Below are 19221 nucleotides of genomic sequence, written 5' to 3' on the forward strand. Positions count from 1 at the left end.
CTGGGGCCCTCGGCGGCTTCTCAGCATGGGTAGAAGCGCACATTGGAGTTGCGTGCGAGCCGACGGCTCCTATGGCGTGGGTGCGCTCGCACGGTCGCGTCTTGTGTGCGCCTGCCCACGCCAGGAACGGCCAGGAGGAGAATGGACGACGGCCGGAGCCGTGTCACAGTGAAGCGGTGAGAAGGGCGATGGCTGCGCTGACGGTGGCGGCGTTCTTGACGCTGCTGGTCGACGTGGCGGGGGAGAGCCGGCCGGCGAGGGCGCTGTTGCCGGCGGCGGCGTTCCTGTTCGTGGCGACGCTGGGCTTCCGGCTGGTCTCCGGAGGAGGAACGGCACCCGGCCGCCCGTGGGTGAGGTACCTCTACGTCGCGGTGATCTTTTCCCTCGGGTTCGTGGTGTTCGTGCTCTCGCACGCCTCGGTGGGCGCGACCCTGATGCTCGTCGTCCTGGTCATCCAGACCGTGTTGCTGCTGCCGATGGCGGCCGTCGTCTTCGTGGTGGTGGCGCTGCCGTTCTTCCACACCGGGATGGGTCTTGCGGAGGGGGTGCGGGAAGGGCTGGGCCTGTTCGCGGTGGCGGTGTTCGCGGCCGTCGTGACCAAGTTGCTGATGCGCGAGCAGCAGGCGCGGGCCGAGCTGGCGGTGGCGCACGAGCGGCTCCGGGAGTACGCGGTGCAGGTGGAGGGGCTCGCGGCGGTGCAGGAGCGGAACCGGGTCGCGCGCGACATTCACGACGGGCTGGGGCATGCGCTGACGGTGGTGCAGATGCAGATCAAGGCGGCACGGGCGGCACCCGGGCGGGCGGACGAGATGTTGGCGAAGGCGCAGGACCAGGCCGAGGAGGCCCTCCGGGTGGTGCGCCGGTCGGTGAGCGCGCTGCGGGAGCCGCGCGTTGCCATCCCGCTGCAGGACGCGCTGCGTGCGCTGGTGTCAGCTGCGGACCTACCCATAGAACTGAACATCAGGGGTACGGGACGGCGACTCGACGCCGAGACGGAGGAGTCGCTGTTCCGGGCGGCCCAGGAAGGGCTGACCAACGTACGCAAGCATGCCGGTGCTTCCCGCATCTTCCTGGTTCTCGACTTCACGCGCCCGGACTCGGTGCGGCTGGAGGTGTCGGACGACGGCGCCGGCCTCGCACCCGGCAACAAGAACGGGTCCGGCAACGAAGAGGGGTCCGGGGGCGGGTTCGGGCTGCTCGGGTTGCGGGAGCGGGCCGCCCACCTGGGTGGGGAGTTGACGTTCGCGCCGGCGCCGGGTGGCGGGGCGCTGTTGCGGATGGAGGTTCCGGGATGAGCGTGCGGGTGCTGCTCGCCGACGATCAGGCGCTGTTCCGGGAGGCGCTCGGTGTGCTGCTCGGCGCGAGCGACGGCCTGGAGGTCGTCGGGGAGGCGGCGAACGGTGACGAGGCGCTGACCCTGGTGGCGCGGCTGCGGCCGGACGTGGTGCTGATGGACCTGCGGATGCCGGTGCTGGACGGGATCGGGGCGACCCGGCGGATCAGGGTGGAGTTTCCGGAGACGCGGGTGATCGCGCTGACCACATTCGACGACGACGAGGACGTGTTCGCGGCGCTGCGGGCGGGAGCAGTCGGGTATCTGTTGAAGGACGTGTCGTCCGAGCAGCTGATCGAGGCGGTGCGGGCCGCCGTGCGGGACGAGTCGGTGCTCCAGCCTTCGGTGGCGGCGAAGGTGGTGGCGAGGTTCGCTCAGCTCGATCACGAGGCTCCGGCGCGGGCGCAGCCGCTCGTTGTGCCGCTGTCCGATCGGGAGCTCGAGGTGCTGCGGCTGCTGGCGGGAGGACGCAGCAACCGGGAGATCGCGGGGGAGTTGTTCCTGGCCGAGGGCACGGTCAAGAACCACGTCACGAGCGTGCTGGGCAAGTTGGGGGTGCGCGACCGTACACAGGCGGCGCTGCGCGCGCGAGGGCTGGGCCTGCTGTGAGGTCATGACTGGTGAGGTCATGACCCCCGAGCATGACCTTCGGCACCTGGGGAAAACGCCGAGCTCCCCGACGATCGGTGCATGACAAAGCTTCGGTTCTGGGGCCACTACCTCGAGATGGTGGTGGCGATGTTCGTCGGCATGTTCGCTCTGGCGCCGTTGTGGAATCTGGCGGTGCCGGGGCTGGAGGATCATCCGGACGCACACGCGATGGTGATGGCCACGAACATGGCCATCGGCATGGCGCTGTGGATGCGTATCCGGCGGCACTCGTGGGTGCACATCGGCGAGATGTGCGCGGCGATGTACGTGCCGTTCGTGGTGCTGCTGGTGCCGTACTGGCTGGGGTGGATCTCGGGCGGGGCGCTCATGACGGCCGGTCACATCCTGATGTTCCCGGCGATGCTGGTGCCGATGGTCCTTCGGAAGCACTAGGCCGAGAACAACAACCTATCTTCCTAGGATGCCTTACAGGTGGTGACCCGTGGCGGGGATGTCGAGAACGGGACGACGGCTCCGTCCCCGGGCAGCAGCACCGAGAAAAGGGAGATGACGATGCAGCCGAACGAGATCAACGAGGTTCTGGACCGGCCGCTCAGCCGGGAGTTGCTGGCCCGGGATCTGACGCGGATGGCCTACGTGGCCAAGGACGGCACGCCCCGCACCATCCCGATCGCGTTCACCTGGAACGGTGCGCAGATCGTCCTCTGCACGTCGACGAACGCCCCGAAGCTCCACGCCCTGCGGGTCAACCCGATGGTGGCGCTCACGATCGACACCGAGGTGCACCCGCCCAAGATCCTGCTGATTCGCGGGCGCGCGGAGCTGGACGTGGTCGAGGGCATCCCCGAGGAGTACCTCACGATGAACGGGTCCTATCAGATGACGCCCGAACAGCGGGTCGAGTGGGAGGCGGAGGTGCGGTCGCTGTACGACGGCATGGTCCGGATCGTGGTGACCCCGACGTGGGCCAAGCTGATCGACTTCGAGACGACGCTGCCGAGCGCCGTCGAGGAACTGGTCAAGCAGCGCGCCGAGAAGCAGCGAGCGTAAGCGCCGCGCGAAAAAGGGATGTCGAGAAACGGGGCGCGGCGGCGTCCCAGGGGTGACGGACGGCCAGAATGGGCCGCACAGCGTGGAGGAGAACAGAGATGGCCAAGTATCTGCTGCTCAAGCATTACCGCGGCGGCCCGCCGGCGGTCAACGACGTGCCGATGGACAAGTGGACGCCGGAGGAGGTCGAGGCCCACTTCCAGTACATGCGGGATTTCGCCGCGCGGCTCGAGACCACCGGTGAGTTCGTCGACGGTCAGGCACTGCTGCCGGAGGGCGTGTTCGTGCGCTCCGGCGGGGCGGGGCGGCCGCCGGTCACCGATGGTCCGTTCGCGGAGACCAAGGACCTGATCGCCGGGTGGATGGTGATCGACGTCGACAGCTACGAGCGGGCGCTGGAGCTGGCGGGGGACCTGTCGGCTGCGCCGGGTGCGGGTGGCGAGCCGGTCCAGGAGTGGCTCGAGCTGCGCCCGTTCATGGCAGAGCTGCCGAACATCACGGAGTGATGATGGTGGACGAGGCCCTGCTGCGGACCGTCACTCCCACGGTGATCGCCGTGCTGGTCCGCCGCGGGGCAGCTTTCGCGGCGGCCGAGGATGCCGTGCAGGAGGCCCTGATCGAAGCGGTGCGCGTGTGGCCGGGGGACCGGCCGCGTGATCCGCAGGGCTGGCTGATCACCGTGGCGTGGCGCAAGTTCCTCGACGCCGCCCGCGCCGAGGCGTCGCGGCGCAAACGGGAGGAGGTCGCGCTTGCCGAGGATCCCTCCGAGCCCGCGCCCGTGCCGGGTTCGGCGGTGGACGACACGCTGCAGCTCTACTTCCTGTGCGCGCATCCGTCGCTCAGCCCGGCGTCGGCGGTCGCGCTCACGCTGCGTGCGGTCGGCGGTCTGACCACCCGCCAGATCGCGCAGGCCTATCTGGTGCCGGAGGCGACCATGGCGCAGCGGATCAGCCGGGCCAAGCGGACCGTGTCCGATGTCCGGCTCAACCAGCCCGGTGACCTCGCCACCGTGTTGCGGGTGCTCTACCTGGTGTTCAACGAGGGCTACTCCGGGGAGGTCGACCTCGCCGCCGAGGCGATCCGGCTGACCCGCCAGCTGGCAGTGATGACGAAGCACGAGGAGGTGGCGGGCCTGCTGGCGCTGATGCTGCTGCACCACGCGCGCCGCGCCGCGCGGACCCGGCCCGACGGCAGCCTGGTGCCGCTCGCCGAGCAGGATCGCTCCCGGTGGGACACCCGGCTGATCGCCGAGGGGGTCGACATCCTGCAGGCGGCCCTCGCCCGCGACCAGCTGGGGGAGTTTCAGGCACAGGCGGCAATAGCCGCGCTCCACGCGGACTCACGCACGGCAGGCGAGACCGATTGGGTTCAGATCGTCGAGTGGTACGACGAACTGGTCCGCCTCACGGACAGCCCCGTGGCCCGGCTCAACCGGGCCGTCGCGGTCGGTGAGGCCGACGGTCCACGGGCCGGCCTGGCCGCACTGGCCGAGCTCGACCCCACCCTGCCCCGCTTCACCGCCGCCGCGGCGTACCTGCACGAGCGTGACGGTGACCCGGCGACCGCCGCACGGCTCTACGCCGACGCCGCCCGCCAAGCGTCCAACCTCGCCGAACGCGACCACCTCACACGCCAGGCCGCCCGCCTCAATGCCACACCACGCGGGTGACCGGCGACGAAAAGGCGGACACCGGCGAGGTGGCGAGGTGGCGAGGTGGCGAGGTGGCGAGGTGGCGAGGTGGCGAGGTGGCGAGGTGGCGAGGAACGGCGCATGGCAAGTCGGCAAGGCAAATGGAGGCGGAGAAACGCGCCGCCGCCAAACCGCTCACACCACGCCGTACCGGGCATTGACCGCGCTGGTCACGAACGCCCAGTACTGATCGCCATAGGACCAGTGCCACGGCGACGTCGGATGCTCCACCAGCCCGCTCCCGCGCAGAGCCACCGACAGCAACCGATGCCGATCCCCGCCGAGCGACTCCACCGGCCCGTGCGTTCCCGGCCCCACGAGCGTCAGATCCACCGCGCCACCGGTCAGGTGCGGCGGCAGCGTGGCCGGGCGCGCGTTCCAGCACGCCAGCGTCGCCGGGTCAGTGGTCTTCCCCGCCGCCGGCAGATGCCCCGACAGGATCAGGAGCCGCAGCTCCCGCGGCAGCAGGCTCTGTGCGATCACCAGCCGGTCCACCACACCGGACCGCAGGTAGACGTTGGGCGTCCCCGCGGCGGCCGCCTTGACCAGCAGGGGAGCGGCTTCGCCGAGGTCGACGAGTGGTTCACCGCAGTCCAGGACCGGCACCTCGGAGAACCGTGGGTCGGACAGCGGCACTGCCATCATCAACACCCCCTTCGATCATGAGAAGGAGGCGATCCTTGTCGACCGCTCTATAGCAATTCTGTAGCGGTGATCTCGGCGTGCTCGCGTGCCCCGTACGCCGAAAATGTCGTCAGAGCCCGGCGCCGCGCCTCCTCGGCCTCGCCGCTCCTGCCCCGCGCCTGCATGAGCTCCGCGATGTCACGCTGCGTGCGTGCCGCGAACAGTGGCATCTCCAGGTCGGTGAAGATTTCCAGTGCCGCGTCCAGGTGTTTCTCCGCGTCGTCGAGGCGGCCGGCGCTCAGGTGGAGTTCGCCGAGGGTGCGCAGCGTCATCCCTTCGGCCCAGCGGTCGCGGCCGTGGCGGTCGGCGTGCAGGACCGCTTCCAGGACGCCGAGGGCGCGGTCGAGGTGTCCCATCCGGAGGTGGGTCTTGGCGAGGGCCCGCAGGCTGTAGCCCTCCACCTTGAGGTCGCCGAGCTGCCGGAACATCCCGGTGGCCTCGATCAGCACCCGCTCGGCGTCCTCCAGGTCGCCGGTGGCCCGGTGCATCAGGCCGATCGACCGCAGCGTCAGCGCGATGCCGCGGTGGCTGCCGGCCCGGCGGTAGGCGCCGAGGGCACGGTGCAGGCAGTCGGCGGCCTCGGTGAATGCGCCCTGTTCGAGGTAGACCGAGCCGGCGATCCGGGAGCAGTGCGCGATGGCGCCCTCGTCGTGGAGCGGGTCGCAGGCGGCCATCGCGCGTTCCAGGAAGTGCCGGGCCTCGGGCAGGTAGCCCTGTTCGCGGCAGGCGAGCCCGAGTGCGGTCAGGGTGGCTGCCTCGCCGCGCTGGTCACCGAGGTCGCGGAAGATCGAGAGGGCGTCGGAGAGGTGCCTGCGGGATTCCGGGTAGCGGTCCTGCTCGTACCGCAGCTGGCCGAGGGCGGTGATCAGGACCGCCTCGCCGAGGCGGTTGCCGGCCCGGCGGGCGGCGGCGAGGGCCGCGCCGTGCGCCCGCTCCCAGAGGTCGATGATCTTGTTCAACGGGTACGACGACGCGCACAACAGCGACGCCAGCCGCACCGCCGTGTCGTGCAGGTCCAGCTCGGCGGCCCGTTCCACGGCCGTGACCAGCGACATCTGCTCAACGTCGAGCCACCCGCGCGGATCAACGACAGCCCCGGCGTCCGACTGAGCGCCGCCGGAATCGTCTGGTCGAGCGCCGGCGGAATCGTCCGGTCGAGCGCCGGTGAAAGCGGCCGACGGAGAGTCGGCGGAAGGCGGCGGCAGCCACAGCGGAATGCAGCCGGACGTGGCCCGATCAGCGATGTGCCCGCGCAGCCGATCCAGCAGGGCCAGCCACCCGCCGGTCACGCGGGTGGTCACCGCGACCAGATCGGCCCGCGTCTCGTGCACCTCGGCCTGCTCACGGGCGTAGATGCGAACCAGGTCGTGCAGGCGATAGCGGATCTGCCCGGCGTGATCGACATAGGTGTAGTCCACCAGGTGCGCGTCCACCAGCTGCTCGACGACCGTCTCCGCGTCGTCGAGATCGGTGTCGAGCAGGGCCGCCACCACCCAGCAGGGAAAGTCGGAGGGCCCGAGCCGCCCGAGCCGGCGCAGCACGGTCTGCGCCCGCGGTTCGAGGCCGCGCAGGCTGAGCTCGATGGTGGCGCGGACCTGCTGGTCACCGGCGAGGAGTTCGTCGAGGCGGCGGCGCTCGTCGCCGAGGCGGCGGGCCAGCAGGTGGGCGGACCAGTGGCGGCGGGAGGCGAGGCGGGCGCCGGCGATGCGCACGGCCAGCGGCAGCCGCCCGCACGAGGTGACGATCTCGGCCGCCGCATCCGGATCGCCGGCCACCCGGTCGTCGCCGACGACCCGGGCCAGCAGGGTCGTGGCCTCGTCCGGGCTGAGCATGCCGAGTTCCACGAGGCGGGCGCCGGCCAGCCCGGGCAGCCGGTTGCGGGAGGTGATCAGCACGCCGCAGCCGGGGTCGCCCGGCAGCAGCGGCCGGACCTGCTGCTCGCCGGCCGCGTCGTCGAGCACCAGCAGGATCTTCCGGCCGGCGATCAGGCTGCGGTACTGGCCGGCGCGTTCCTCGACGCTGCCGGGAACAGCGCTGGGGTCGACGTCGAGGGCACGCAGGAAGCGGCCCAGGACCTCGGCGGGCGAGGCGGGCGCCGGGGACATCCCGCGAAGATCAACATGCAGAACACCATCGGGGTACGACGAAGCGACTCGATGAGCCACGTGGACAGCCAGTGCCGATTTCCCGACGCCGCCCGGCCCCGAGATCACCCCGACGGTGATCCCCTGCTCGAGCAGGCCGGCCACGCGGGCCGTCTCCGCCTCGCGGCCGGTGAAGTCGGCTGGGTCCGGTGGCAGCTGGGCCGGCACCCGGTGCCGCACGGCGGGCGGCCCGGTCGCGCCGCGCAGGATGGCCTCGTGCAGCCGGGCCAGTTCCGGCCCCGGTTCGATGCCGAGTTCGCCCACCAGCAGGTCGCGGCCCTGCCGGTAGGCGGCGAGCGACTCCGCGGTCCGCCCGGACCGGTGCAGCGCGGTCATCAGCAGCGCCCGCAGCGGCTCCCGGGTCGGATGCTGCGCGACCAGCACGGTCAGCTCGCCGCAGAGCTGGTCGGCGTGGCCGAGGGCCAGGTCCGCGCCGATCCGCTCCTCGGTGACGACCAGGCGCTGCTCGTCGAGCCGGGTGGCCTCGGCGACGAGCGCGTCACTGCGTACCCCACTCAGTGCCGGACCCCGCCAGAGTGCCGTCGCGGCACGCAGCGCTTCCGACGCCTCGGCGTGGCGCCCCCGCGCGGCCGCGGCCCGGCCCCGCGCGACGAGGGTGTCGAACCGGTCCCGGTCGAGGCTGTCCGGCGCGACGGTGATCCGGTAGCCGGGCGGGCTGGTCTCGATGACACCGGCGGGCAGAGCGCGGCGCAGGCCGGAGATGTAGGTCTGCACCAGCGCGCGTGCGGTGGGCGGCGGGTCGTCGCCCCAGATCACGTCGATCAGGCGGTCGGTGGAGACGGTGCGGCCGGGCGGCAGCAGCAGGGCGGCGAGAAGGGTACGGCTCTTCGTGCCGCCGAGCGGGAGCGGGCCGGTCTCCGGGCCGGCCTCGACCGGTCCGAGCAGCCGGAACTCCATTCCGTGCATCCCCCCGGTCATGTACGGCTGCCAGTCCGATTCGGAGACTAACCGCCCGCCGCCCGCCGCAGAACCCCCCTCAGCCCTCGTCGGCCAGCAACTCGGCCAGCGCAGCGGTTCTCGCGGATGTCCAGCCGGGCGGCGGGGCGATCTGCGCCCAGGCGAACGTGGGTGCCGTGCCGAAGTTGTGGCCGTGCCCGTCCGGGACGCTGTTGGAGACCGCCATGTCCGCCGACACCTGCCAGAACGTGACGAACGGGAACCAGCGGAAGGAGGGCGAGACGTCGGCTCCCCGCGGTTCCTCGAGCCAGTCGGGGCGGCTCACCATCAGCCGCGGTGACCACCAGGTGATCGGGTCGGACGGGTACTGCAGGTAGACGATCCGGGGCGAACCCCAGACAGTGCCGGGTGTGCCGAGGCCGGCCGGGTCGGCGGCGAACCGTACGGTCGCACCCCGCTCGTAGACCGGCAGGACCTCGCGGCTGCCCGCGTCGCGCTCGGCCACCAGCTCACCCCACAGCGGGTTCCGGAACGGCGGTCCGACCAGCAGCATCCCGTCGGTGCGGTTGCGGATGTCCTCGACCCCGCTGAACATCGCCTCCGTCCCGAACGAGCCGAGGCTCTCGCCGAACACCAGCAGCTTGGGCCGGTCCGCGCGGGGCATCCGGGACCACACGGCGTAGACCTGGTCGAACAGGTCCCGCCCGGCGGCCCGCGCCCGCTCCTTGTCGACCAGGAACGAGATCGGGCTGGGCAGGTAGGAGTACTGGGTCGCGACCAGCGCGGTGTCGCCGTTGTACATGTATTCGAGCGGGTCGGCCGCCTGGGCGTTGACCCAGCCGGTGCCGGTGGTGGTGATCAGGCACAGCACCGACCGCTCGAAGGCGCCGGTCCGCCGCAACTCGCCGACCGCGAGGGCGGCCCGCTCGCGGGAGCTCTCGGCCGCGTCGAGCCCGATGTAGACCCGGACCGGGGGCCGGGCGCCGGGACCGCCGAACTGCCGCAGCTCGCCGAGGTCCGGGCCGGCCCCGATGAACTGGCGCCCCTGGTTGCCCAGCGAGTCCCAGGTGACCAGGGATCCCGGCCCGCCGGAGCGCAGCGGATCGGCCGGTGCCGCCACGTCGGTGCTGGTCTCACCGTTCAGCGTGCTGAAGGAGGCGTCGGCGGCCGAGAACGCCGCCCGGATCACCACCCCGTTCAGCACGCCGACCAGCAGGGTCAGCACGGCCAGCCCGGCGATCACGCGGGCGGCCGCCGGCGGGATCCAGCGGCCGAACAGGGTGCCGAGCCGCCGCGCGCCGCGCAGCAGCAGCCGGGCCAGGGCCACCAGGCCGGCCGCGGCCGGAACGGCGATCGGGAGCACCAGGGCGTAGCCGATCAGCGGCGGCGGGTCGACACCGACCAGGCGGTGGATGCCGTCCTGCCAGCGGGCGCCGAGGACGAGGGAGACCACGACGGCGACGGCGGCGAGCCCGGTGAGCACGCGGCGGGCAGTCCGGGACGGATGCGGAAGCCTGTGTCCGGACACCTGCCCCGCCAGCCAGGCCGACAGTGTGCCCAGGGCGTAGCCGGTCGCTGCCAGCACGCCGCTAACCAGTCCCTGGAACAGGTAACCGCGGGGCAGCAGCGACGGGGTCAGCGACAGGCAGAAGAGGACGGTGGCGCCGGCCAGCCCGGCGAAGCTGTAGGTGAAGCGCTTGCCTTCCACCAGATGCAGCGTGCCGACCCGGGGGGTCACCCGCCTCATCCTTTCCGGATGAGGCGGGCCGGTAGCCGCTGCTCCTAGCGTCAGGCCCATGAACGTCTCGACCGGACAGGTCACCGCCGCGGCGATCGGGTTGTCCCTGATCGCCGCCCTCGTCGGCGGCGCCGTCGGCGCGGTCGTCGCGGGCGGTGACGACGATCCCGCGGCTCCGGCGGCCGCCGCCCCGGCCGCCGGAGCCGCCTCCTGCGACGTGGCAGCGGTCGCGGCGCGGGTCTTCCCGTCGCTGGTCACCGTCAACGTCCAGCGTGGCCAGGCCGGTGGCCTGGGCTCCGGGTCGGTCTGGGACCGCGACGGCCACATCCTGACCAACGACCACGTGCTCGCACCGGCCGCCGGTGGCACCGTCACCGTCGATTTCGCCCGCGGCCCGGCCGGTGTGCCCGCGACCGTCGTCGGGCGGGACCCGGCGACCGACCTCGCGATCATCAAGGTCGACCCCGCGGCGGCACGGCTGACCCCGATCACCGTCGGCGACTCGGCGGCCCTCGTCGTCGGTCAGCCGGTGGTCGCCGCCGGTTCACCGCTCGGACTGGGCGGCACCATCACGGCCGGGGTGGTCAGCGCCCTGAACCGGTACGTCGACGTCGGCCAGGGCGAGACGCCCGCCGCCCTGATCAACGCGGTGCAGACCGACGCCTCGGTCAACCCGGGCAACAGCGGCGGCCCGCTGACCGACTGCGCCGGGCGGCAGGTGGGCGTCAACTCGGCCGGGGCGCAGACCCCGGAGGGCGACGGCGGGAGCATCGGGCTCAACTTCGCCATCCCGGCCGGGTTCGCCCGCGCGGTCGCCGCTCAGCTGATCCGGGACGGCCGGGCCCGGCACCCGGTCATCGGGGTGCTGAGCGTGAGCGTGACCGAGGAGATGGCCGGCAACACCGGGCTTCCCCGGGGCGCCCTGATCGAGCAGGTCCTGCCGGGCTTCGGTGCGGCCGGCGGCGGGCTGCGCGCCGACGACGTGATCACGTCGGTGGGCGGTACCGCGGTGAACAGCACCGACCAGTTGCTCGTGGCGGTGCAGGAGCACAAGACCGGCGACACCGTCGACGTCGGCTTCACCCGTGCGGGAGCTGCCCAGCGGGCGAACGTGACGGTCACCGAACCCTGAGAGGACCAGCGATCGTGACCACCACCGCGACAAACGTCCAGAAACTGACGTTCGCCACGATGACCACGATGGTCGTCGGGTCGATGGTCGGCGCCGGGGTGTTCTCGCTGCCACGGCGCTTCGCCCAAGAGACCGGGATCCTCGGCGCGCTGATCGCCTGGTCCATCGCGGGTGCCGGCATGCTGATGCTCGCGTTCGTGTTCCAGACGCTCGCCGTCCGTAAACCCGACCTCGACGCCGGCGTGTACGCCTACGCCAAAGCCGGTTTCGGCGAGTACCTCGGGTTCTTCTCCGCGTTCGGCTACTGGGCCAGCGCCTGCGTGGGCAACGTGACCTACTGGGTGCTGATCATGTCGACGCTCGGTGCGGTGGCCCCGGCATTCGGCGAAGGGGACACCGTCCTGTCCATGGCGCTGTCCACCGTCGGCATCTGGGTGTTCTTCTACCTGGTCCAGCGGGGTGTCAAGGACGCCGCGGTGATCAATCGGGTAGTCACGATCGCGAAGGTCGTACCCATCCTGGTCTTCGTCCTTCTGGCGCTCTTCGCCCTGGACCCGGCGGTGTTCGCCGACAACCTGCGCGGCGGCGGCGACATGGGTTCGCTGTTCGACCAGGTCAAGGGCACCATGCTGGTGACGGTGTTCGTGTTCCTCGGTGTCGAGGGCGCCAGCGTCTACTCCCGGCACGCGCAACGGCGCGAGGACGTCGGGCGCGCCACGGTGCTCGGGTTCCTGGCGGTCTTCGCCGTGTTCGCCTCGGTGACGATCGTGTCGTACGGAATCATGCCCGCCGCCGAGATCGCCCAGCTGCGCCAGCCCTCGATGGGCGGAGTCCTCGAGGCGGCCGTCGGCGACTGGGGCAAGGCCCTGGTCAGTATCGGACTCGTCGTGTCGGTGCTCGGCGCCTACCTGGCGTGGACGCTGATGGCGGCCGAGGTGCTCTACGTCGCGGCCAAGGACGACGACATGCCGCGCTTCCTGGCCCGCATCACGCCCGCCGACGTCCCGATCGCGGCCCTGCTGCTCACCACGCTGCTGACCCAGGTGGTCCTGATCGTCACCTACTTCTCCGAGGACGCGTTCAATTTCGCCCTCGACCTGACCAGCGCGCTGAGCCTGATCCCGTTCGCCCTCGCCGCCGGCTACGCCGTGAAGATCGCCCAGGGGCGCACGCGTGACCTGCTCGTCGGCGGGCTGGCCCTGGTCTACACGATCTTCCTGCTGTTCGCGGCCGGCCCGAAGTTCCTGCTCGTCTCGTTCATCATCTACGCCCCGGCCACCCTGCTGTTCGTCAAGGCCCGCCGCGAGCAGGGCCGCCGGCTGTTCTCCGGCCGTGAGCTCGTCATCCTCGCCGTCTCCGTGATCGGTGCTGTCGCCGGTGTCGTCGCACTCGCCACCGGCTGGATCTCCATCTGAAAGGACCCCTGTCATGGTCAGTACTCACGGCGTGTACTCGGAAGTCGGGCGGCTGCGCAAGGTGCTGGTGTGCGCGCCCGGCCTGGCACACCGCAGGCTCACCCCGACGAACGCCGACGATCTGCTCTTCGACGACGTCATGTGGGTGGAGAACGCGCAGCGCGACCACGGCGACTTCGTCAACAAGCTGCGGGGCCGCGGCGTCGAGGTCGTCGAGCTGCACGAACTGCTCGCCGAGACGATGGCGCTGCCCGGCGCGAAGGACTGGCTGCTCGACCGCAAGATCATCGCGAACGAGGTGGGGCTCGGCCTGCTCAGCGACACCCGCGCGTTCCTCGCCGAGCTCCCGGAGCGCAAGCTCGCCGAATACCTGATCGGCGGGCTCGCCACCAGCGACCTGCCGGATGATTTCCGCTCCGGTTACGTGGCCCTCGCCCGCGAGCAGACCGGTGTCCGTGAGTATTTGATGCCGCCGCTGCCCAATACCCTCTACACCCGCGACACCACCTGCTGGCTCTACGGCGGGGTCACGCTGAACCCGCTCTACTGGCCGGCCCGGCACGACGAGACCCTGCTGATGAAGGCGATCTACCAGTACCACCCGGACTTCAAGGACGACACGGTGTGGTGGGGTGACCCCGAGCAGGAGTGGGGGATGGCGACCTTCGAGGGCGGCGACGTGATGCCGGTCGGCAACGGCGTCGTCCTGGTGGGTATGAGCGAGCGCACCTCCCGGCAGGCCATCACCCAGGTCGCCGCGTCGCTGTTCAAGGCCGGCGCCGCCGAGAAGGTCGTGGTCGCCGGCATGCCGAAGCTGCGGGCCGCGATGCACCTGGACACCGTGTTCACCTTCGCCGACCGCGACGTCGTCACCCTCTACCCGACGATCATGGACGCGGTCCACACGTTCACGCTGGTTCCGAGCGACCGCGACCCCGGCGTCGAGGTGATCGACGAGGACGGCCGTGCCTTCACCGACGTGGTCGCCTCCTCGCTGGGGCTCAAGGAGCTGCGGGTCATCGAGACAGGCGGGGACGTGTACGCCTCCGAGCGCCAGCAGTGGGACAGCGGCAACAACGCGGTCGCCGTCGAGCCCGGAGTGGTCTTCACCTACGACCGGAACACGCAGACCAACACCCTGCTGCGGCGGGCCGGCATCGAGGTGATCACCATCGTCGGCGCGGAACTGGGCCGCGGCCGCGGTGGCGGGCACTGCATGACCTGCCCGCTGATCCGTGACGGCCTGGACTACTGAGGTGTCGTTCTCGTACGAGGCGCTGGTGCTGTTCCTGGCACTGTTCGCGCTCTACAGCCCGGTCGCGGCGCTGTCGTCGTACCTGCCGATCGTGCGGCCGTACAACCACCGCCAGCAGATGAGCCTGGCGGTGGGGCTGGTCGTCAACGTCACGGTGTTCGTGCTGCTGGCGATCTGGGTGGGTGAGCCGCTGCTCGAACTGCTGGGAATCAGCACGGCGGCGCTGACGGCGACCGGCGGCATCGCGCTGATCTTCGCCTCGGTCCCGCTGATGCGCGGGACGGGCGACATCGTGCCGGCTTCCACCCCGGCTCCGTCGCTTGTCGGCTCCGCGGAGCCGGTGCCCGCGGCGGGACCCTCGCAGGTCCTCTCCCCGGAGTCGGCGCCGGATCCGCGGTCGGTCCTGTTCACCCCGATCACCTTTCCGCTGACCGTCGGCGGCACGACGTTCGCGTTCGGCGTCGCGGCGTCCGCCGACGTCGGCAGCGTCAGCGGGCGGGCCTGGCTCTCGCTGGCGGCCGTCGCCTACGCCGTGGTCACCGGCGTCACCCTCTATCTGTCCGGGCACGTCGAGCGGCGGGTCTCGCCGGCGGCGGCCGCGCTCCTCGACCGGGTCGCCGGCATCCTGCTCACCGCCATCGCCGTCGTGCTGCTGGCCAACGGGTTCACCGACCTGGTGCGCTCGGCCTGGTATTCCTAACCCTTGTCCAGCCTGGCCACCCGGCGGGCCCCGGCGGTCCGCCGGTAGCTCGCGTCCAGCAGTTCCCGGATCTCGTCCCAGTCGGTGCCCGCGGTCAGGTCGACACCGACCCACCCGTACGGCCCGAGGTAGGCGGGCAGGTAACAGCGTTCCTCCTCGAGCAGCGCCTGCCGTTCCTCGGGGTCGGGGAACACCAGCAGCGACTGGTCGTGCCGCTGGTAGACGCCGCCGACCTTGATGCTGCCGCCGTAGTAGGCGAAGATCTTGGTGGTGTAGAACGCCGGGATGCCGTGCGAGATCTTCTCGGCCGCGTCGGGGAAGGCCAGGGCCAGGTCCCGTACGCGCGCCAGCAGCGGATCGTCCTCGTCGAACATGATGGGATGGCTCACCCCTGAGAGGATGCCTCAGCGGTGGGGTCGTACGCCGCCCTGCTCAGCCGGATCAGATCATCAAGACCGTCCGGGGGAGCGTCACGCCACCACGCCAGCCACACCTCGATCCGAGGCGCGTGCCGCAGCATCCGGTAGGCGACCCCGGGCCGCGGATTCTGGTTGGCGGTCGCCTCCGAGGTGATACCGACCGCCTGCCCGGCGGCGATCAGAGTCAGCCACTCGTCGACGCCGTGGGTGGCGCGGACGGTGGCCGGCCCGGCGCCGGGCTCCCACAGGTCGAGGGTGGTGGTGCCGGTCCGGGAGTCGATCGCCACGGTGTATCGGGCCAGGTCGGCGAAGCGCAAGGTGCGCCGGCGGGCCAGCGGGTTGTCGGTGGCGACCGCGGCGCAGCGGCCCTCGGTCCCGATCAGGGCGGTCGCGAAGCGGGGATCGGTGAGCGGCTTGCGGATGACGGCAACGTCGGCGGTGCCTTCGCTGAGACCCGCCGTGACGGTGCCGGCCTGCATGAAGACGAGGGGAGTGCCGGGGCGGGCCGCCGCCCAGGTGCGCTGCAGGCGGCGGGTGTGTTTGCCGAGGGCGGCCCAGGCGTAGCCGATACGCAGTTCGTCGCTGCGGGACTGCTCGGCGAGGCGCTCCAGGTGGGCGATTTCGGCCAGGACGCGGCGGGCGGCGGTGAGGACCTGGGTGCCGGTGGCGGTGAGGGCGAGGTGGCGGGTCGTTCTTTCCAGCAGGCGTACGCCCAGCGCGCTCTCCAGGGCCGCGACAGTACGGGAGACGGCCGCCTGGGAGACGCCGAGTTCCGCCGCGGCGTCGGTGAACGTTCCCGCGTCGATGACCGCTACCAGCGACCTGAGGTGGCGGAGTTCGACATTCATGCGTTCAGCGTATAGGTGCTGTGCCGGGCGTATTTTTCTTCGGGTTGCGCCGCGCCGAGACTGGGGCGATGAGCGTGGCGTCTCCGGAGCGGGCGAGAAGTGGTGTGCTGGGCGGGCTGGCCACGATGGTGGGTGCGGCGGCCAGCAACCAGGTCGGCGCCGCGGTCGGTGCGCACGCCTTTCCGATGATCGGGCCGGCCGGGGTGGTGGCCGTCCGGCAGTTCGTGGCGGCGGCGGTCCTGCTGCCGGTGGTGCGTCCCGACGTGCGGCGGTTCACCTGGGGGCAGTGGTGGCCGACGCTGCTGCTCGGGCTGGTGTTCGCGACCATGAACCTCGGCATCTACACGGCGATCGACCGGATCGGGCTGGGGCTGGCGGTGACCCTGGAGTTCCTCGGGCCGCTCGGGGTGGCGCTGGCGGGATCCCGTACCCGGATGGATCTGCTCTGCGCGCTCGGTGCGGGGGCCGGGGTCTATGTGCTGGTGCTGCCCAGCGCCGCCAGTGACTGGTTCGGCATCGGGGCGGGGCTGGTGGCGGCGGCGAGCTGGGCGTCGTACATCATGCTCAACCGCCTGGTCGGTGCCCGCATCCCCGGGTTGCAGGGTCTCGCGGCGGCGACCACCATGTCGGCTTCGCTGTATCTGCCGGTGGTGCTGGTGCTCGCGGCGCAGGGGCGGCTCACGGGGGAGGCGCTGGCCTACTCGTTCGGTGCCGGGATTCTGGCGTCGGTGATCCCGTACGCGGCGGATCTCATTGCCTTGCGCCGGGTGCCCGCGCGGTTCTTCGGGATCGTGATGAGTGTTCATCCGGTGTTCGCGGCGATGGCCGGGCTGGTGCTGCTGGGGGAGGTGCTGCGGTGGCACGAGTGGGCGGGGATCGGGATCGTGGTCGCCGTGAACGCCCTGACCGTGTCCTCGTCCCGTTGACCCCTTTCCCGCCGTTCTGCCTCGCACCTCGCCTGCGCTGTCTGCCTCTTGCCGTGCCGCCGCGGCGGCGGAAGTTGTCGGGGGTGCGTGTTCGCATGGGGTCATGGAAATCCGGAGAGGGTCATCGGGTGATGAGGGTGCGGCACTCCTCGGGTCGCTCCAGCACGTCGGTGTTGTCGCAGATCTGGTCTACGGACCCGGTCAGGGGCCGCCCGGCGAGCGCCGGATCCGTGATCCCGGCTCGCAGCGCCTCCGCGAACCGGCCCGCTTCGATCACGGCGTACCCCCGATCGAAGAAGGGCCGCCGCGTCGCCGGCACCGGCGCGCTCAGGCCGAGGGCGTTCTGCCTGGCTCCCGCCTCCTCGTAAGCGGCGCACAGTGCCGACTCACGCTCGCCGGCGGTCCCGGCGCGCATCGCGGCGTTCAGCAGGGCCGCCGCCGGGTCCGTGCTGATCGCCGTTCCCAGCCACTTCTGATAGGGCGGCCAGCGGCGCGCCTGCAGCAGGAGCAACCGGGCCACGTCCCGGCACAGGCGGGCGGTGATGATCCGGGATCCGAGGTCGTCACCCGCTTCCGCGGTCCGCCCGACGAACGCCTCCTCCTGCCCGATCCGCGCCCACTGGCTCGCCAGCACATACCGCCAGACGTCCTCGGGGTACCAGGCGAGCCGCGACCGGATCGTGCCGAGCGTCCCGTCCGGGTCGTGGAAGACCGCACCCCCGGTGACCTCGGCGAACCGCTGCCACGGCGTCGCCAGCCAGTCCCGGCGGGTGATCGCTGCGGACGGGTCGAAACCCAGCAGCGACTCCAGCCAGCCGGGCAGCTCCCGGATCAGCACATAGTGATCGACCGGCCCGTCGGTGTCGGCCATCGACCGGACCCGTGCACCGGGCGGCACGAAGTGCGTCGGCCAGCCACGGAACCGTCGCGGCAGTTCACGGCTGAGCCGCTCGCTCAGGTCGCCGGGGCCGGTCAGGAACAGGTCGACGCGCGGGCCCCAGTCGTGGTCGGTGGAGCGGGCCGTGTCGTACCCGAGGACGTCACTTCCCGGCCCGATCCGCGCGGCGATGTGCGGCCGGTCGCCGAGCAACGGCCGGACGGCTTCGGTGTAGAAGAGGCGCGCCAGGTCGGTACCGGGCAGAAAGGCGGGCCTATCGTCGAACGGTGACATTGCCGAGTGATCTCATTCGTCCGGGATGGACCGCCGACGAACTCCAGCACAGCAAGGCGAACGAGATCACCGGCGGCGTGTGGCGACTACGCCGAGACGCTACCGCGCACAGTGGTCAAGCTCCCGCGGCGCCTCACAGCCGTGTCGTCGGCACCGCCCCGTCGGCCCCACCCTCGGCCTCACCCTCGGCTCCGCACGACGTCGGCACTTCAGCTCCGGGTGCCAGCGTGATCGTGAAGATCGCTACGCCGCGGCGAGAGGGTGCGGCAGCGCATCTCGCCGCGAGTGACGAGCCGGGGCACTTCAACTACTGGCGGCGGGAGCCGCTGGCGTACGAGGTGGGGTTGCCGGGGACGGTGTTCGCCGAGGGTGGGGTGTCGGCTCCGGAGTGTTTCGGGCGTGCGGAGCGGGCGGACGGGTCGGTGGCTCTGTGGCTGGAGGATGTGGCGGGCAGTCCGGGCATGACGTGGGGGGCGGTGGAGCTGGGCGATTTCGCGTACCGGATGGGTGTCGCCCAGGCCGGGTGGGTCGGGAAGCCGCCGGTGACCGCCTGGCTGGCCCGTGATTTTCTGCGGGACTACACGCTGGCGCAGCCGGCACCGCGGCATGCGGACTGGGATCATCCGGCCGCGGTGGCGGCCTGGTCGCCGTCGTTGCGAGCGGGCCTGCGCCGCATGTGGGAGCGGCGGCACGAGCTTCTGGCGGCCGCCGGCGCTCTGCCGCGCACCCTCTGCCATCACGACGTCTGGCCGCTCAACCTGATCGGTTCCGGTCGCGGCCCGGTCCTGCTCGACTGGGCGTACGCCGGTCCGGGCGCCATCGGCGAGGACGCGGCGAACCTGGCGCTGGACACGTTCTGGGACGGCCTCGCGGACGCCGGTCAGCTGGGGGAGGTGCTCGAGGCGGTGACGGCGGGATACGTGCGCGGGATGCGCGGGGTGGTCCCGCCGGACGTGGTGCGGCGGGCGATCCGGGTGACCGGTGCGGCCAAATACTTCTGGTTGGCTCCCCGCATGCTGGGCACGGCGTCGAGCAGTCCACGCGGAACCGGGTACGACAAGCGCGACTGGACCGAGATGTTCGCCGGCCGCACCCCTATGTTCCAGCTGATTGCCGACTGGGCCGACTCGGTCTGACCGGCGCCTCCCGCTCGCCTTCAATGCCCCGGCTGCTTCAGGACCCGCTG

Annotated in this window: 18 protein-coding genes; 12 read left to right on the top strand and 6 right to left on the bottom strand. The window is 71.5% G+C overall.

The window, feature by feature from the left end; genetic code table 11:
- The first annotated feature begins 176 nt into the window (after positions 1–176).
- The 6 genes from ACFQV6_RS30760 to ACFQV6_RS30785 all read left to right on the top strand — a co-directional run bounded on the left by ACFQV6_RS30760 (position 177) and on the right by ACFQV6_RS30785 (position 4664).
- Complete coding sequence (locus ACFQV6_RS30760) at positions 177–1295, top strand: sensor histidine kinase (RefSeq protein WP_378031126.1); 1119 nt, start codon at positions 177–179, stop codon at positions 1293–1295.
- On the top strand, positions 1292–1942 hold the full coding sequence (locus ACFQV6_RS30765) for a response regulator (protein ID WP_378031127.1): 651 nt from the start codon (positions 1292–1294) through the stop codon (positions 1940–1942). The genes ACFQV6_RS30760 and ACFQV6_RS30765 overlap by 4 nt, the downstream gene beginning before the upstream one ends.
- 81 nt (positions 1943–2023) lie before the next feature.
- Positions 2024–2377, top strand: coding sequence for a hypothetical protein (locus ACFQV6_RS30770; RefSeq protein WP_378031128.1), 354 nt, complete (start codon positions 2024–2026; stop codon positions 2375–2377).
- Positions 2378–2491: 114 nt separating this feature from the next.
- On the top strand, positions 2492–2995 hold the full coding sequence (locus tag ACFQV6_RS30775) for a pyridoxamine 5'-phosphate oxidase family protein (RefSeq protein ID WP_378031129.1): 504 nt from the start codon (positions 2492–2494) through the stop codon (positions 2993–2995).
- Positions 2996–3093: 98 nt separating this feature from the next.
- Positions 3094–3501: a YciI family protein gene (locus tag ACFQV6_RS30780; protein WP_378031130.1), complete on the top strand. Its 408-nt coding sequence runs from the start codon at positions 3094–3096 to the stop codon at positions 3499–3501.
- A gap of 2 nt (positions 3502–3503) precedes the next feature.
- On the top strand, positions 3504–4664 hold the full coding sequence (locus ACFQV6_RS30785; protein ID WP_378031131.1) for an RNA polymerase sigma factor: 1161 nt from the start codon (positions 3504–3506) through the stop codon (positions 4662–4664).
- A gap of 156 nt (positions 4665–4820) precedes the next feature.
- Here the strand turns inward: ACFQV6_RS30785 and ACFQV6_RS30790 are convergent, their stop codons facing one another.
- The 3 genes from ACFQV6_RS30790 to ACFQV6_RS30800 form a co-directional block, all read right to left on the bottom strand.
- Entirely contained in the window at positions 4821–5327 is a 507-nt protein-coding gene (locus tag ACFQV6_RS30790) for a hypothetical protein (RefSeq protein WP_378031132.1), read from the bottom strand.
- A 50-nt stretch (positions 5328–5377) separates the two neighbouring features.
- Positions 5378–8431: a BTAD domain-containing putative transcriptional regulator gene (locus ACFQV6_RS30795; RefSeq protein WP_378031133.1), complete on the bottom strand. Its 3054-nt coding sequence runs from the start codon at positions 8429–8431 to the stop codon at positions 5378–5380.
- 79 nt (positions 8432–8510) lie between these two features.
- On the bottom strand, positions 8511–10169 hold the full coding sequence (locus ACFQV6_RS30800) for an alpha/beta hydrolase (protein WP_378031134.1): 1659 nt from the start codon (positions 10167–10169) through the stop codon (positions 8511–8513).
- A gap of 58 nt (positions 10170–10227) precedes the next feature.
- Between ACFQV6_RS30800 and ACFQV6_RS30805 the strand changes: the two genes are divergently transcribed.
- The 4 genes from ACFQV6_RS30805 to ACFQV6_RS30820 are packed head-to-tail and all read left to right on the top strand — an operon-like array spanning position 10228 to position 14671.
- Positions 10228–11301: a S1C family serine protease gene (locus tag ACFQV6_RS30805; RefSeq protein ID WP_378031135.1), complete on the top strand. Its 1074-nt coding sequence runs from the start codon at positions 10228–10230 to the stop codon at positions 11299–11301.
- 14 nt (positions 11302–11315) lie between these two features.
- Positions 11316–12716 carry a basic amino acid/polyamine antiporter gene (locus tag ACFQV6_RS30810; RefSeq protein WP_378031136.1) on the top strand — a complete coding sequence of 467 codons (1401 nt, stop codon included), beginning with the start codon at positions 11316–11318 and terminating at the stop codon, positions 12714–12716.
- 13 nt (positions 12717–12729) lie between these two features.
- On the top strand, positions 12730–13971 hold the full coding sequence (arcA, locus tag ACFQV6_RS30815) for an arginine deiminase (RefSeq protein ID WP_378031137.1): 1242 nt from the start codon (positions 12730–12732) through the stop codon (positions 13969–13971).
- Position 13972: 1 nt separating this feature from the next.
- Positions 13973–14671, top strand: a complete 699-nt coding sequence (locus ACFQV6_RS30820; protein WP_378031138.1) for a MarC family protein — start codon at positions 13973–13975, stop codon at positions 14669–14671.
- On the opposite strand, the gene ACFQV6_RS30825 is transcribed toward ACFQV6_RS30820, so the two are convergent.
- Together ACFQV6_RS30825 and ACFQV6_RS30830 are read right to left on the bottom strand one after the other, a co-directional pair.
- Positions 14668–15060 carry an MmcQ/YjbR family DNA-binding protein gene (locus ACFQV6_RS30825; RefSeq protein ID WP_378031139.1) on the bottom strand — a complete coding sequence of 131 codons (393 nt, stop codon included), beginning with the start codon at positions 15058–15060 and terminating at the stop codon, positions 14668–14670. The two genes, ACFQV6_RS30820 and ACFQV6_RS30825, sit on opposite strands and share 4 nt — an antisense overlap.
- Positions 15057–15938: a LysR family transcriptional regulator gene (locus ACFQV6_RS30830; protein WP_378031140.1), complete on the bottom strand. Its 882-nt coding sequence runs from the start codon at positions 15936–15938 to the stop codon at positions 15057–15059. The genes ACFQV6_RS30825 and ACFQV6_RS30830 overlap by 4 nt, the downstream gene beginning before the upstream one ends.
- Positions 15939–16006: 68 nt before the next feature.
- On the opposite strand from ACFQV6_RS30830, the gene ACFQV6_RS30835 reads away from it, so the two are divergent.
- Positions 16007–16864, top strand: a complete 858-nt coding sequence (locus tag ACFQV6_RS30835; protein ID WP_378031141.1) for a DMT family transporter — start codon at positions 16007–16009, stop codon at positions 16862–16864.
- Positions 16865–16985: 121 nt separating this feature from the next.
- Here the strand turns inward: ACFQV6_RS30835 and ACFQV6_RS30840 are convergent, their stop codons facing one another.
- Complete coding sequence (locus tag ACFQV6_RS30840; RefSeq protein WP_378031142.1) at positions 16986–18035, bottom strand: DUF4037 domain-containing protein; 1050 nt, start codon at positions 18033–18035, stop codon at positions 16986–16988.
- On the opposite strand from ACFQV6_RS30840, the gene ACFQV6_RS30845 reads away from it, so the two are divergent.
- Positions 18029–19171: a phosphotransferase family protein gene (locus tag ACFQV6_RS30845; RefSeq protein WP_378031143.1), complete on the top strand. Its 1143-nt coding sequence runs from the start codon at positions 18029–18031 to the stop codon at positions 19169–19171. The genes ACFQV6_RS30840 and ACFQV6_RS30845 overlap by 7 nt on opposite strands.
- Positions 19172–19221: the final 50 nt, after the last annotated feature.

Source organism: Actinoplanes sp. GCM10030250 (assembly GCF_042666575.1).
Taxonomy (GTDB): Bacteria; Actinomycetota; Actinomycetes; order Mycobacteriales; family Micromonosporaceae; genus Actinoplanes.

Excerpts from the sequence above, each read along its gene's own strand:
- ACFQV6_RS30795 (WP_378031133.1), bottom strand. The coding sequence starts at position 8,431 with ATGGAGTTCCGGCTGCTCGGACCGGTCGAGGCCGGCCCGGAGACCGGC.
- ACFQV6_RS30835 (WP_378031141.1), top strand. The coding sequence starts at position 16,007 with ATGAGCGTGGCGTCTCCGGAGCGGGCGAGAAGTGGTGTGCTGGGCGGG.
- ACFQV6_RS30765 (WP_378031127.1), top strand. The coding sequence starts at position 1,292 with ATGAGCGTGCGGGTGCTGCTCGCCGACGATCAGGCGCTGTTCCGGGAG.
- ACFQV6_RS30790 (WP_378031132.1), bottom strand. The coding sequence starts at position 5,327 with ATGGCAGTGCCGCTGTCCGACCCACGGTTCTCCGAGGTGCCGGTCCTG.
- ACFQV6_RS30830 (WP_378031140.1), bottom strand. The coding sequence starts at position 15,938 with ATGAATGTCGAACTCCGCCACCTCAGGTCGCTGGTAGCGGTCATCGAC.
- ACFQV6_RS30785 (WP_378031131.1), top strand. The coding sequence starts at position 3,504 with ATGGTGGACGAGGCCCTGCTGCGGACCGTCACTCCCACGGTGATCGCC.
- ACFQV6_RS30805 (WP_378031135.1), top strand. The coding sequence starts at position 10,228 with ATGAACGTCTCGACCGGACAGGTCACCGCCGCGGCGATCGGGTTGTCC.
- ACFQV6_RS30770 (WP_378031128.1), top strand. The coding sequence starts at position 2,024 with ATGACAAAGCTTCGGTTCTGGGGCCACTACCTCGAGATGGTGGTGGCG.
- ACFQV6_RS30780 (WP_378031130.1), top strand. The coding sequence starts at position 3,094 with ATGGCCAAGTATCTGCTGCTCAAGCATTACCGCGGCGGCCCGCCGGCG.
- ACFQV6_RS30775 (WP_378031129.1), top strand. The coding sequence starts at position 2,492 with ATGACGATGCAGCCGAACGAGATCAACGAGGTTCTGGACCGGCCGCTC.
- arcA (WP_378031137.1), top strand. The coding sequence starts at position 12,730 with ATGGTCAGTACTCACGGCGTGTACTCGGAAGTCGGGCGGCTGCGCAAG.
- ACFQV6_RS30840 (WP_378031142.1), bottom strand. The coding sequence starts at position 18,035 with ATGTCACCGTTCGACGATAGGCCCGCCTTTCTGCCCGGTACCGACCTG.